General features: G+C 67.3%; 8 protein-coding genes and 1 pseudogene. 1 reads left to right on the top strand and 8 read right to left on the bottom strand.

The window, feature by feature from the left end:
* Positions 1–1,255: 1,255 nt before the first annotated feature.
* Positions 1,256–1,768, top strand: a complete 513-nt coding sequence (locus ABZU32_RS14730) for a hypothetical protein (protein ID WP_354922044.1) — start codon at positions 1,256–1,258, stop codon at positions 1,766–1,768.
* Positions 1,769–1,984: 216 nt separating this feature from the next.
* Here the strand turns inward: ABZU32_RS14730 and ABZU32_RS14725 are convergent, their stop codons facing one another.
* The 8 genes and pseudogenes from ABZU32_RS14725 to ABZU32_RS14690 all read right to left on the bottom strand — a co-directional run bounded on the left by ABZU32_RS14725 (position 1,985) and on the right by ABZU32_RS14690 (position 13,252).
* The gene (locus tag ABZU32_RS14725; protein ID WP_354922231.1) at positions 1,985–2,134 is read right to left on the bottom strand and encodes a helix-turn-helix transcriptional regulator; all 150 of its coding nucleotides are present in this window, start codon (positions 2,132–2,134) and stop codon (positions 1,985–1,987) included.
* Positions 2,113–2,625 carry an ROK family protein gene (locus tag ABZU32_RS14720; protein ID WP_354922228.1) on the bottom strand — a complete coding sequence of 171 codons (513 nt, stop codon included), beginning with the start codon at positions 2,623–2,625 and terminating at the stop codon, positions 2,113–2,115. Before ABZU32_RS14720 ends, ABZU32_RS14725 begins: the two co-directional genes overlap by 22 nt.
* 176 nt (positions 2,626–2,801) lie before the next feature.
* Positions 2,802–4,838, bottom strand: a complete 2,037-nt coding sequence (locus ABZU32_RS14715) for a ThuA domain-containing protein (RefSeq protein ID WP_354922041.1) — start codon at positions 4,836–4,838, stop codon at positions 2,802–2,804.
* A gap of 37 nt (positions 4,839–4,875) precedes the next feature.
* Positions 4,876–8,733 (bottom strand): ThuA domain-containing protein, encoded by a 3,858-nt coding sequence (locus ABZU32_RS14710; protein ID WP_354922038.1) that lies wholly within the window; start codon positions 8,731–8,733, stop codon positions 4,876–4,878.
* Positions 8,734–8,942: 209 nt separating this feature from the next.
* The gene (locus tag ABZU32_RS14705; protein WP_354922035.1) at positions 8,943–9,308 is read right to left on the bottom strand and encodes a helix-turn-helix domain-containing protein; all 366 of its coding nucleotides are present in this window, start codon (positions 9,306–9,308) and stop codon (positions 8,943–8,945) included.
* A 329-nt stretch (positions 9,309–9,637) separates the two neighbouring features.
* Positions 9,638–9,808: pseudogene (locus tag ABZU32_RS14700) on the bottom strand (IS481 family transposase); the annotation flags it as partial.
* A 516-nt stretch (positions 9,809–10,324) separates the two neighbouring features.
* Positions 10,325–10,753: a hypothetical protein gene (locus ABZU32_RS14695; RefSeq protein WP_354922032.1), complete on the bottom strand. Its 429-nt coding sequence runs from the start codon at positions 10,751–10,753 to the stop codon at positions 10,325–10,327.
* A gap of 345 nt (positions 10,754–11,098) precedes the next feature.
* Positions 11,099–13,252, bottom strand: a complete 2,154-nt coding sequence (locus tag ABZU32_RS14690) for a SpoIIE family protein phosphatase (protein ID WP_354922029.1) — start codon at positions 13,250–13,252, stop codon at positions 11,099–11,101.
* Positions 13,253–13,362 lie beyond the last annotated feature (110 nt).

Here is a 13,362-nt window from a genome sequence, read left to right as displayed (position 1 = left end):
ACCCGCTCCAACGCGAAGGCCCCGGTCAGGGACATGATCCCGACCCGGGCCCTTATGATCTCTGCGGCCTTTCGGACCGTCCGTGCCCGTTGCGTGCCCTCTTGATCTTCACCTTTCCTCGTGATCCCCCGGCGAGCTTGCCCATGCGTCAGCGATCAGCTTGTCTCGCTCGCTCTCGGTGTGCAGGTAGATCAACGCGGCCCGCCGCCGCACGGCCCGCCGCCCGCCGCACCCAGCACTCGCCGCACCGACCCGCAGCCGCCGACCAGGGACGCGCCGCCGCCCACAGGCGTGCCGGCCCTCGGCGCCGGCTTTCGTGGCTTGTCTATCTCCCCGAACCCAAAGCCGCGCCAGCGAGAACGTCAGCCGTGCGGCGACCCGCTTCGACCGCATGCCTAGCCTGGGTCCCCATGCAACGCCCCAGCTCGGGGTCATACTCCGTCATCACGATGCCAGCGTGATCGGTCTCCGCTTCGATCACGGTCACCTGCCACCCACGCCTTCGCAGGCCGGCTGCGAACCGACGGGACTGCTCCACATCAACGATGTGGTCCTTGCTCCCATGAACCAGCCAGAACGGAACGGGATCTACCGCCGTCGTCGCAAGTTCGTCGAGCGGGACAGTTCCCGTTGAAGGCGCGGGCCGGTCGAACCCAGAAGCGATGCTGACCACCCCAGAGGGCCTCCAGTGATCAGAGGTCGCCCCACTGACCCCGACCCCTGCCGCGGCCTTCCCACCCAAAGACCACCCCGCCAGCACGACCTGTTCAGCGTCACCAGCGAAGTCAGCCGCGTTATCTCGGACGAAGACGATTGACTCCCACAGATGACCTCGCCCACCGTCCAGTGCATCGGAACGCCAGTCTGGAACGAACACCACGACATCCCGCTCCGCGACCGCACGGGCCAACGGTTCGAGCACGTCCCGTTCATCAGGTCCCCTGCCGTGCCAGAGCAACACGATCGGCCGCAGAACAGCGCCGTGACAACGATAGACGTCAAGGGCCTTGCCGCTCGGCCCATAAACGATTCCTCTGTCTACCTGCACACCCACTGATCCCCTCACATAGCCTTCAACGGGCGAGCACTTCCCGCGAAGAACATATGCCTCCGGCGGAGGCCTTAGCTCCGGGATGGATCTAGAACTGGCCCTTCCTCGCACCCCTAGCGCTGATGGCTCCCGAGCAAGCGCACCGCCAACCCACCGCGCCCAAACAATTCACCGGCCACCGGCACGCCGCCCCATAATTCGACCGTGAGACTGCGAATCGACCCGGAGCGTGACGTCCAAAATGGCACCTGCGACTGCTGCCGGACACCCTTCGAACGCGTCACCGGCTTCATCAACAACGATGACGGCGCCTACGCGATCTACTACGCATCGTGCTACCACCACCACGGTATCCACGAAGCATGGATCGACGTCATCATCGACGACGCCTGGGCTTCCGATGAACCCGTCAGCCGTCCCGGCCCCAATCGCGTCACCTTCGGATGCCGCGTCGGCCCCGTGGAAGGCCAATCCGCTCCCGCCTGCTCCCTGGTCGCGGGCGCCGCGGTCGCATCTGACACGCCCTTCTACGGACGCAAACTGACCCGCGATGAAGCCCTGACACACCCCTGGGTTTCTGACTACTGGGAGACCATCGACCACATCCTGGAGAACGACACCACAGTCAAAACAGCATCTCTATGGAACCGCTGCCCAGGACGAGGCATAGAAGCCAAGCCTCCGGCGGGGGCGCTCCGGCTCCGGGTGGGGGGGTGAAGAGGGGTCAACCACGGCCACTCACGACCGCCCCACGCCCAGGTCAGCGGCCCCACGTGGTCGGATCCGTACGATTCCCAAGCTGACAGCGCGGGTTCGAGTCCCGCCACCCGCTCCATACACCGAGGTCCCGGTCAGTATGAATCTCCGACCCGGACCTCGATCGTTTCTGGTGCGGCTTCGGATCGTGCGAGGTCGAATACCGCTCCGGTGAGATCAGCTCGCCTCCCGTAGCGGCTGGAACTGGACGCTCAACCGCATCTCCAGAGCTTCCGCCAGTCGCTTCAGCCTCGGGATGGTGGGCATCGTCCCGCCCGCTTCGAACCGCGCCACCGCCGGCTGCTTCAGCCCTGTGCGTTCGGCCAGCTCTGCCTGGGTGAGCCCGAGCTGCTCACGCGTTCGCCGGGGTCGGGCACCGGCATGCCGGGCAACCCGTACGCCTGCTCGGGCATGGCCGCACGTACGAGCGCGGCCAAGCCGACCTTGGGCTCCCAGCAGCCGATGCGGCCACAGCCGCATTCCGCGTCTTTGTCCACCCCCACCGGCACGCTCAGCGGGCCGAGCAGGGAGCTCAGCAGCTCGGCCAGGGGCAGGGCGCGCCAGTAGAGGTTCGGCGCGAGTGTCACGACGCCACGTGTCACGTCCACGAGTCCGGGGACGGCCATCGCAATGCCGGCGGGGACCGCTCCGGCTCGCCGAATCGCCTCCACGGCCTCCTTGGCCACGAGCCCGACCCGGCGCGCACAGCCCTGTCCGGGCCACTGCCCATGGCGTCGTAGACCAACCGGCGCTCGACCAGGCCCCCGGCCGCTGAGGTCTGTGCCGTGGACCGCGATGTAGTCGACGTTGATCTCCATGCCCAAGGCGCCGACCCGACCGCATCACCGCTCCCTTCGGAGGATGGGTCACGTGCGGCACCTACCGATGTCTCGTCGATGATCATGAGAAGGTCGTGCATGAATCCGCCATAGTGGTGCGCTACAGCGTCAGCGCGACGGGAGCGGCGATCCACCGCCCCCGCCGCGTGAACGGGTCAGCGGTTGAGGTTCTGCATCCACTCCCGCAGCGCGCGCGCCTGCCGCGCGAGCTCGGAACGCGCCGCAGCGTCGCCGGAGGCCTTGTCGTGCGCCAGGTCGACGATCGAGTTCAGCGCCGGGATGGCGGTGGTGTAGTTGGTTGCCAGGTAACTGTCCCGCGCGATGCCCAGGGCGGCACCGGCGGCGTCCGCGGCGGCCGCGGTCAGCAGCCCGGCCGCTCGGTCGGCCTCGATCAGCAGGCTGGTCTCGCGGTAGGACGAGCAGTTGGCGTCCCTGCGGTCGGCGGTCGTCTCGATCCCGCCGAGGATGATCCGCATGAACGAGTCGTCGTAGTACTGCGTCCGGAAGTGGCCGAGGATGAGCGAGAACGCCTTGCCACCGTCCCAGTTCTGGCACCACGCGATCGGGTGGTCGCCGTTCATCAGCCGCAGCGGGTTGGTGGCCGCGTTGCCGCTGTTGAGGCTGCGCTGGTAGCTGTCCTCGTTGAGGCTCAGCAGCGTGTGCACGTCGGCCCGCATGTTGCGGTCGAAGTTGTAGAGCTCGTCGACCGTCATCCACTTGGCAGGGAGATGCGCGGTCGCCGGGTGCGAGTTGTCCTCGGTCACCACCTCGGCGTGGATGCAGCTGCCGCACTGGCCGAAGCCGTTCTGGCCGTTCGGGTGGTTGGTGAAGAACCCACCGACGAGGTTGCCGTACCACGGCCAGGTGCGGAGCTCGAACGAGTCGGCGGCGCCGTGGATGCCGACATAGCCGCCGCCCTGGTTCATGTAGGCCTCGAAGGTCGGCTGCTCGGTGATCGGATCGAGCGGGCCCGGGTGCCCGACATTGGACTCGAAGACGATCGTGTCGTACTTCTTGAGCGTGTCGAGGCTCAGGAACGGGCTCGTGGGCAGCGTGACGGTCGAAAGTTGCGGGTCGTAGACGTCGACGTTGAAGTTGTTCGCGATGCCGAGCTTCTGGATCGCGGCCACGGTGTGCGGGATGTGGTCGTGCCGGAAGCCCGTCGTCTTGGAGAAGACCAGGACGTTGTAGTCGGCGTCCGGGTTGTGCGGGAGCGGTGCGAGCACCGGGTCCGGGATGAACTTCGGGCCCTCCGCGGGTTCAGACTCGAGGCCCGTCGCGGGCTCCGGCGCGAGCCGGCCTTTGAGCTGGTCGATCAGATAACGCGCATCGCCCACGAGTGTGCTGCGGACCGAGCCGGGCTTGATCTGGCTGTTGGCGATCGAGACGAACTCGTTCAGGACCTGGCTCGCCTGCTTGGCCGAACCGGCGTCGGCGAGCGCCTTCGCCTCGTCGAGCTTGGCTTGGAGCGCCGCGCCGGCCTCCGCCGGGACGCTGCCGGCGGTCACGAACCGGCCGATCAGCGTGCCGACGTCCGCGAAAGATGTCGTCACGATGAACTTCTGGGTGTACTTCGCGCTGTTGGAAGCAGCGTCAGAGAGATGCACCGCGAGCGTGTGCACGCCGAGCGACAGGTCGGAGGTCTGCACCGGCAACGGCGGGACCAGCTTGCCGTCGAGGTACATGTTCAGCACAGCCACTCCGCCCGAGCCGGGGGCGGGGTCCGTGCGCGTCGGGATGAGTGTGGCGACGTGACCGACGTGACCGTCGGTGATCGCCGGGTACGATGCGGCCGGCGCGCGCGTGTCGATCCGGACCGCGATCGAGCGGAACGCCGCGACGTTTCCGGACGTGTCGACCGCGCGGTACCGGACGCTGGTGTTGCCCTCCTGCGTGATCACCGCCGACGCCGTGGCCGACGCCGGCGCCTCCTCGACGGGCACGTCGATGTAGGCGGCGCCGCCGTTGAGTGAGTACTGGAACTTGGCGATGCCGACGTCGTCGGTCGCCGACATGTTCAGCGTCACCGAGCCGCGGTACCAGTTGTTCTGGCCGGTCGGCGCGGAGGGCGACAGCGTCGCCACGTTGATCGTCGGCGGTGTCGTTTCCTGTGCCCACGACGGTGCCGCGGGGATGAGTACGGCCGCCGTCACGCAGACGGCCACTGCCGATGCGCGAAATCTTCTTCGCATGAGTTTCTTCTCTTTCTTGCCGCTATACGAGCGGTCGCTAGGCGCCGATGCCCGTGCCGACGAACTCGGCCCAGTTGAGGTTGAACAGGTTGCCGCCCGTGGCGCCACCCGTGACCGAGCGGAACACCAGGAACAGCTCATGCGTCCCGGACATCGAGACCGGGAACGTCTGGCTCGTCCAGGTTCCCGTCCCGCCGGTGGACACGAGGTTGGCCGTCGTCAGGATCGGCCCGGTGATCGAGTCCTGACGGACCTCGATTGCCGCCAGCGGCGACCCGGGCGTGCGGCCGGTCGCCGCGTCCGCCACGCGGAGAGCGATCGAATCGATGTTGGTCAGGTTGAATGGGCCGTTGAGCTGGAGCCAGTCGCCCGAGCCCAGGCTGCCGCGGTGCACGCCGGCGCCGCCGTCGGTGTTGGTCGCCGTGTTGGTGCCGGACTGGTTGACGACGAACTCCACCTCCTGGTGCTTCTGGCGGATCTGGTGCTGGCCGGTCGTGGTCAGCTGTGGGACGCCGCCCGGACCGCCGTGGTCGGCGTAGCGCGCCTGGACCACGCCGGAGACGTTGCCGCCGTGTGAGACGTCGTCGGCGTCCGTGTGGAGCACGCCCGAGCAGCCGTTGACGGACTCCTCGGCGTGGCCGTGCGCGTCGTGGCCGAGCACGAACGTCACCTCCACCTCGGAGCAATTCACCGTCCCGTCCTCGGGGTCGGTGACCGTGACCGAGAACGGGATGTCGTCGCCGAACGCGAACGTCCCGCCCTCCACCGGCGTATTGACGACCACCGTCGGGCTCGTGTTGCCCACGGTGATCACGGTGCTGGTCGAGGTCTTCTTGCCGGACGAGTCGAACACCGTCAGCACGGCCGTGTAGCGGCCGGACCGCGTGTAGGTGTGTGCCGGGTTCGGGTCCGTCGTGATCGCCGAGCCGTCGCCGAAGTTCCACTCGTAGCGGATCGAGTCGCCGGGATCCTCATCCAGCGAGCCGGCGCTGGAGAAGTTCACGGTCAGCGGCGTTGAGCCGTCGGTGCGGTCCGTGGTGAGCACGGCCTTCGGCGCGCGCTTGCCCTTGACGTACTCCCACTTGTACATGCCCGCGTCGGGGCTGATGACGTTGAACCCGTTGCCGTAGGTCAGCAGGTAGAACGCGCCGTCAGAACCGAACTGCAAGTCCATCGGATTGTCGCACTCGAACCGGAACCTGCCTGCCCCGGCGTTCGCACGGCTGCCGCAATCGAGGAAGTTGTTGATCTTCTGCACGTGGTTGTTCTGCTTGTCGAGCTTGACCTCGCGCAGCGTGTCCTGCGTCCACTCGCTGATGATCACCGAGTCGTCGTAGTACGGCGGGAACTTGTTAGGATTCGGGTTTTTTGCGTCGTAGTGGTACTTCGTGACCCCGTGCGGACCGACGCCGCCGGTGTAGAGCTCGGGGAACAGCCGCGGGCATTCGCTCGTCGAGCCGGGCGCGATCGGGCCCGGGGTCGGCGCGTAGTAGGCCTCGCACGGGGTGCCGAGCGGCGCGTTCGTGTTGTTGTCGCGGTAGGAGTACCAGATGTCCGGGTCGGTGACCGGCGGGACGTCCCTCAGCCCCGGCTCGACCGTCGGACCGCCCTCAATGTTCCACAGCGAGTCGTTGCGCTGCGTCGGCCCGTCGCAGTCGAACTTCTGAGGCGGGTCGTTCAGCGGCGTGCCCGCGGTGGTGGTGCCGGGCGCGAACTCGTGGAAGTTCCACTCGTAGTGCGGGAGGTCGCGCTTGTAGCACGTCGGCCAGCCGTAGTTGGACGGCTTGCGCACGATCTCGTAGCGGCCGGTGCCCGACGGGCCGTGCGAGCGCTGCGGTGTCTGGGCGTCGGGCGAGTAGTCACCGATGTAGGCCACGTCGTTCTCGTCGACCTGGATCCGGAACGGGTTGCGGAAACCCATCGCGTAGACCTCCGGCCGCGTCTTGTCCTGCGGCGCGCCCGCGGCCAGCGGGAACAGGTTGCCCGACGGGATCGAGTAGGCGCCCGTGCCGGAGCCGAAGTCGACCTTGTTGGCGTCGGCGGCGGAGATGTCGCCGTCCTTGACCTTGATCCGCAGCACCTTGCCGCGCAGGTCGTTGGTGTTCAGCGCGCTGCGGCGCGAGTCACCGGTGAGCCGCTGATACCAGCCGCCCGCCTGCGCCGTGTTGGTGGCGATCGCCGGCGTGGCGGTGCCGGTCAGGCCGGCGCCGTCGGCGGTGATCTGCGGCTGATCGGACTGCTGCTTGCCGCGGCGGAAGAACACGTTGACGTTCGACGTGCTGACCGGGCCGCCGCTGGTCTGGATCTCATCCGCCTCGATGTTCGAGAGCGCCTCGAGCGCCGCGTCGATCGCATCGCGATCCGCGTTCCACGCGATCGGCTCCGTCGTCTGGCCCTCGAAGGTCAGCGTGAACGTGCCGCCCGTCGCGTTGGTGACGCGCACGGTCTGCTGCTCGTCGGTCTTCTGCGAGTTGTACGGCCCGTAGCCGCCGGCGTTGATGCCGCCCGCGGGCGTGTCATCGCCGGTGACCATCCAGAGGTTGCCGTGCTTGTCGAAGTCGACGTCGCCCCCGACGTGGCAGCACTCCTGGCGGTTGACCGGCACGCGCATGATCTGCTGCTCGGAGCCCATGTCGAGGTGCGCCGGCGTGCTGTCGGTGGCGTCGACGAACTTGAAGCGGCTGAGCTGGAAATAGCCCACGTACGGATCCCACGCGGTCTTGGACGCCGCCACGTTCGGCGGGGTGGTGTTCGGCGTGATCTGGGTGACGACCGATCCGTCGCTCAGCTTGACGTCGGTGACCTCCTTCGCCGAGTAGTAGAGGTAGACCCACTTGTTGGTCGCGAAGTTGGCGTCGACCGCCGGGCCATAGAGCCCGTCCTCGCCCGCCGAGTAGATCTGCTGCGTCATCGGCAGGCTCGGATCGGCGAAGTTGGCGACGACCGTGGTGACGCCCGTGGTCGAGTCGTGCATGCGCAGCGAGCCGAGGCGGTCCGTCTGCAGAACGCGGCCGTCCGGCAGCTGGTCGAAGCCGATCGGCTCCTGCAGGTTCGGCGGCGAACCGATCTTCGTCTGCTGGTAGTTGGCCAGCACGGTCGCGCCGCAATCGCTGTAGACCGGGTCGGCCTGGCCCGCGGCCCAGCCGATAGCGCCCTTGAGGTGCTTGGTGAGGCCGGCGTCGAAGCTCGCGGCCGTGTTGCCCAGGCCGGTGTAGAACGAGCGGCCGCCCTGGAAGTCCTTACACCACGAGACCGGGTGATCGGCGCCCATCGTGCCCCCGGCGATCCCGTCGAGGTCGGCGCCCTGCGGCTGCGGCCCGAACGGGTCCTCGACGACGGTGGCGAGGACGTGTGACAGACCGCGGACGTTCTTCGTGAAGTTGTACCAGTTGTCGGTCCGCGACCAGAACTGCGGCAGATCCTTGCTCGCGTCGTGGACGCGGTCGGCGACCTTCACGTCACCCGATTGCACGTCGGTCCTGCCGGACGCACGCGTCCCCAGGACGTCGGTCAGGAACGACCAGGACTCGTCGGTCTCGACCGCCGAGCCGACGCCGACGAAGCCGCCGCCGTCGCGGAAGTAGCTCTCGAAGTTCGCGCGTTGCGCGTCCGTGAGCGGGCTCGCGTGACCCGTGTCCAAGAACACGACCGCGCGGTACTGCTCCAGCTTCTTCTCCGTGAAATGGTCGCCCACGTCAGCGGGCCCGGGCGCCACGACCGTGAAATGACCGGGTCTGGCCGCGTCCCGGATCGCGGCCAGGCCGGCCGACGACACCGCGTCCTGGGTGCTGCGCACCACGAGCACCTTGAAAGCGGGCTCAGCCGCCGTGGCGGCCTCGCCGCTCACCGGTGTCGCGAGGAGCGTGATGAAAGGGGCGATGAGCGCTAAGGCCATCGCGGTCGCGGTGCGACGTCTCGGGCGTCGTCCGTTCTCTGGCAGGGCTGCGTCGAGCAGCCTGGCCCACGTTCGATGACGTGGTGACATGAAAGGCCTTCCTGACTGGGGGGATGTCAGGCAAGGCGCGCGCCGCCGCGCTTATTGCCACTTGGTGGTAGCGGATATTGCGGTTGCTGGAGGTTGCCGTCTCCAGGTCTGTGGGGCCGTCAGTAAGGTGCCGGCCTGGGTAAATCCATGATCGTGGTCGGGTCGTCGATGACGTGGTTGATCACCATGCTCGCCGCGCCCACGGGAGGCGGCGCCGAAGTCGAGCGTGAAGGCGACGAATCGGCACTGGGCGGCTGGAGTTTGACACCGACCTCCCGCACCAGTCGCCGTTCCAGGAGCTCGGCCATGAGATTGGAGACGGTGGCCCGATGCAGCCCGGTCGCCTGGGCGATGTCGGCACGGGACAGGGATGCGTGCTCGCGCAGCTCGCGCAGCACCAGCGAGGGGTTCGCCCGGCGCAGCGTGGCGGGACCCGCCGACGGAGCGCCGCCCGGGGCTCGAGTGAAGGGCGGTTTGTACGCCATCCGCACCACCTGCCCTCTTTGTCCCCGAGATCAACTAATTAGGAGTTGTAACACGGCAATGTCCGACCGTGCACCCCTCAACTCCGTAACGAGTTGGCATCCCTCGCATCTGTGCAGTTCAGCCGCCCTTCTCGCTCTGGTTCCGTTGCCGGCGACCCGCTGCACCGTGATCGGCTCGACCGACGAGCGGGGTGGCGGCCCGGCGGGCCGGGCCTCGCGAAGGTGACGCAGCCGGTCCCGGCTGATCGGGTTGGGCCGGGTGCGCAGCAGCTCGCGGGTCGCCGGCTCGAAGAACATCAGGGTGTGCTCCTCGATCCGGCTGAACTGCTGCCGTTGTCGGTGAGCACCTCCTCTGGCACCCCGAACACACGCAACGCGCCGGCGAAGGCAAGACACACCGCCCGGCCGGTGGGACGGGCCACCACCGAGGCGATCACGCAAGACTGGGAATGGTCGTCGATCCCGGTGACGACCTTGGCCTCGTGGCCGGCATCGACCAGAGCCAATCCCGGCCTCCTGATCAAAATCCCGCCGACTCCTTTGATTGCAAAGTTCGTTGAGCAGCTCTTGCAGCGCCGGCCGGATCTGGACGGCGTAGACGAGGATGACGACGAGTACGAAGACATCCCCTGGTCCACATCTCCACTGATCGGAGAGGCAGCAGGGCCGTACATCTACTCTCCTATGGGGTATCGCCGGGCAGAGGAAGCCTCGGCGTACGTGGTCCAGGTCGCGACCCAACTGGGGCTGAAATGCTATGACCCTCAGGAGGATCGGCTTCGAACGTGATGCTGCGACTCAGAGCTGTCTACAGAGCCCGCCCTAGCGCATGATCGTTGTGCCATTGAGTCCGGCGAAAAGGGGTCAACCGCGGTCACTCACGACCGGCCTCCGTCGCAGGTCAACGCTCCTACAAGCCAAGGTCCATGCAATTCCCAAGCTGACAGCGCGGGTTCGATTCCCGTCACCTGCTCCAATCTCCGGGGACGATAAGCCGCGCCAGCGGATCACGAGCACTACGCACTGACCCTCTGGCGTGCATACCGCTGGTCAGGGTCTTTGAACTCCATGCCGTTCTTATCGAGAGCGTTATAAATCGTCACCTGGCCGTGCGGGAAGAGGAATCCGACACCCACCATCCCTTGCGCCATGTCCTCATCTACCCACGTCAAAAGCTCCACGGCCTGTAGCCTCTGCCCCTGTAATCTCGCCAGCTTGTCAGGCACGCCCCCTCGCCATCCCAACCGTAATCCCTCCCCCGCCCAGTCCAGCGGCAGGGCTGGATCGACCGTGTTCCATGTGATCGAGATTTCATCGAACTTCTGATGGACGATCTCGACCTGCTCGCCCTCGAAATCCAGCAGAACCGGGCCATCGGAGAACCAAACATCCTCGTCGAAGTCCCATACCAGCAGCGCACGCGTCAGCCTCCGTCCTTGCAGCATGGCCAGTCTCCGACCATGTGCGGCGACGACCGCTGAGCTCCCGCTCAACCACGCGGGCCTGTATCCACTGATCCCGAAGTCGAACATCTGATGATCATTCCGGGAATTGGCGTGAGGACGTCAAGCTCATACGAGCATGCTTTGGCACCGACGGGGAGAGCCAGCGTCCGTGCCCGATGCGTGCCAGAACGGACGGCGATCAGTGGTGAATCGCGGGGACTCACGGTCGCTCGACCGACCCTGACCTGTATCCCACTTTTGATCTTGCTTGGCTTCGTTCGGCCTCGGCCTCGGCCCCGGTCACCAAGAGAGTCCATCCCACCCGAGGATCCTTTCGCGTTGTCGTCAGCAGGGAAGGGATTGCTCGGTCCAGATGCATTTGCCGTCATGGAGGTAACGGGCACCCCAGCGCCGAGAGAGGGCGGCCACCAGTTGCAGGCCCCGGCCGCCTTCGTCGGTGTAGGAGGCATGGCGGATGCGTGGGGTGCTGAGGCTGCCGTCGTAGACCTCGCAGATCAGGGAGCGGCTGCGCAGCAGGCGCAGGCGCATGGGGCCCTTCGCGTGCCGGATCACGTTGCCGACGAGCTCGCTGACCAGAAGTTCGGTGGTGACCGTCAGATCGTCTAGTCCCCAGATGGCCAATTGTGTGCGGACATATTTGCGGGCCTGTCCGGCTGCTCTGGGATCGTCGGGAAGACTGCAGGTGGCGACATCGTCGGCGGCGGTACCGCGGGTGTGGGCGATGAACAGAGCGGCGTCATCGTCGGTCTGGTCACGGGCGGGCAGCAGCGCCGAGACGACCGTGTCGCAGAGATCCTCCAGGCGCCCGACGTCGTCGTCCTGGCGTCCTGACCAGAGGTGGGGGATGCAGGGCACGGCCTGGGCCAGGATCTGGCGGAGCTGGGCCAAGCCCTTGTCGACGTCGCGGGTGGCGGATTCGACCAGGCCGTCGGTGCAGAGCACCACCAGGCTCTCCTCAGGCAGATGTAATTCGTGGATCTCGAAGGGCGGTTCCGCGGCGCCCAGCGGCGGGTCGGCGGCCAGGTGGGGGCACAGCACGGTGCCGTCGGGGTGGACGATGACCGGTGGGGGATGGCCGGCCAGGCAGAACGTACAGGTCCGGGTGGTGGGATCGAAGACGGCGTAAAGGCAGGTGGCGTAGAAGTCGTCACCGAGGTCGCTGACCAGGTCGTTGAGGTGGCCGATCAGTTCGTCAGGCGGCAGGTCGAGGTCGGCGAGGGTGCGGACAGCGGTGCGCAGGCGTCCCATGGTGGCCGCTTCGGTGATGCCGTGTCCCATGACATCGCCGATCACCATGGCGACCCGGTCGCCGGACAGCGGGATCAGGTCGTACCAATCGCCGCCCACCTCCTCGCCCCGGCCCGCGGGCAGGTAGCGCGCGGCGGCGCAGGCGACGGGGAGACGGGGAAGCTTTCGGGGGAGCAAGCCGCGCTGCAGTTCCTGTGCGCGGGCGTGTTCCACGTCGTACAACCGTGCCCGTTCCAGCGCCTGGCCGACCAGACCGCTCAACGCCGTCAGCAGGGTGCGCTCCTCGTCGCTGAAGACACGCTCCCGGGTGAACGACACCACACACGAGCCGACGGACCGCCCAGAGGCGATCATGGGCAGGAACGCCCAGGCGTTCCTCGGTGACGCCTCCGCCACGTGCCTCATCGTTGGATAGCTCCGGCCATACTCCGCGAGTGATCCGATGAACCGGGGAGTACCGGTCCCCAACACATCGGTCACCGGGGTGGTCTCGGTGAGCGGGAGCCGGTCGATAAGAGTGAGGAATTCCTGGGGATACCCGGTGGCGCCGACCACATCCAGTCGGCCGCCTTCGATCAGCCAGACCACGAGCCCGTCGGCACGGAACGGAGGCAGGACATGGTCCGCGACGGCCTGTACGACGTCCCGGGTGGTGACGGCCTCGGCGAGCGCCACGGTCAGCTCGCCCATCCGGACCGTCCGCTCGGACCCGGCCGCCGAAGTAAGGCCCGGCGCCGTGCCGGGCAAGCCTTCCAGGCGTGCAGCCGCCCATGCCGCTACCGCACCGAGAAAGGACCGCTGCTCGTCATCCGGCTCGGCGGGCCCTGCCGTGAGCACGGACAACACCCCGACCGGCCCATCGGCACCCAGGAGGGGCAATGCCGCCGTGCCGGCTGCCCCAATCCCCAAGCTGTCTCCGCCCACCCAGACGTAGCCACCACACCGCACGGCGCGTGTGGGCGCCACGTCCTGCACGGTGCGAAGAACCGCCCACGCCTCGGCGGTCTCCGGGCGAAGCCCGCCGGCCGCCGCCAGCCGCAGGCAACCGGTAGCGGAATCGCACCTGTGCACGAGGGCGCCCAGGCCGCCCAGGCCCGTCGTCGCCTGCTGGAGAGCCAGCGTCAGCGTCTGCGCGCTCCACTGCCCTTCGTCCAAGGTCCCCACAACGCCGAACTGCTCCGCCTGCGGCTGCTCGGCGTGGCCCTCGGACCTAACTTTCCGGGCCGCCACCTCACCTCCCGGCACAAGCGCGACAATGGGGCAAGTCACTACTTATGTACGTCCACACTAGCTTTCACCGCCATACGCGGCACCTGCGGGGTCCGCGACACTCTGCCGCG

The sequence above is a fragment of the Sphaerisporangium sp. NPDC005288 genome (genome assembly GCF_040607475.1).
Lineage (GTDB): Bacteria > Actinomycetota > Actinomycetes > Streptosporangiales > Streptosporangiaceae > Sphaerisporangium > Sphaerisporangium rhizosphaerae.
This window is presented reverse-complemented; position numbering and strand designations above follow the sequence as displayed.

Coding starts and splice junctions, on each gene's coding strand:
- ABZU32_RS14720 (WP_354922228.1), bottom strand. CDS start 2,625: ATGGAGATCAACGTCGACTACATCGCGGTCCACGGCACAGACCTCAGC.
- ABZU32_RS14715 (WP_354922041.1), bottom strand. CDS start 4,838: ATGCGAAGAAGATTTCGCGCATCGGCAGTGGCCGTCTGCGTGACGGCG.
- ABZU32_RS14710 (WP_354922038.1), bottom strand. CDS start 8,733: ATGGCCTTAGCGCTCATCGCCCCTTTCATCACGCTCCTCGCGACACCG.
- ABZU32_RS14705 (WP_354922035.1), bottom strand. CDS start 9,308: ATGGCGTACAAACCGCCCTTCACTCGAGCCCCGGGCGGCGCTCCGTCG.
- ABZU32_RS14695 (WP_354922032.1), bottom strand. CDS start 10,753: ATGCTGCAAGGACGGAGGCTGACGCGTGCGCTGCTGGTATGGGACTTC.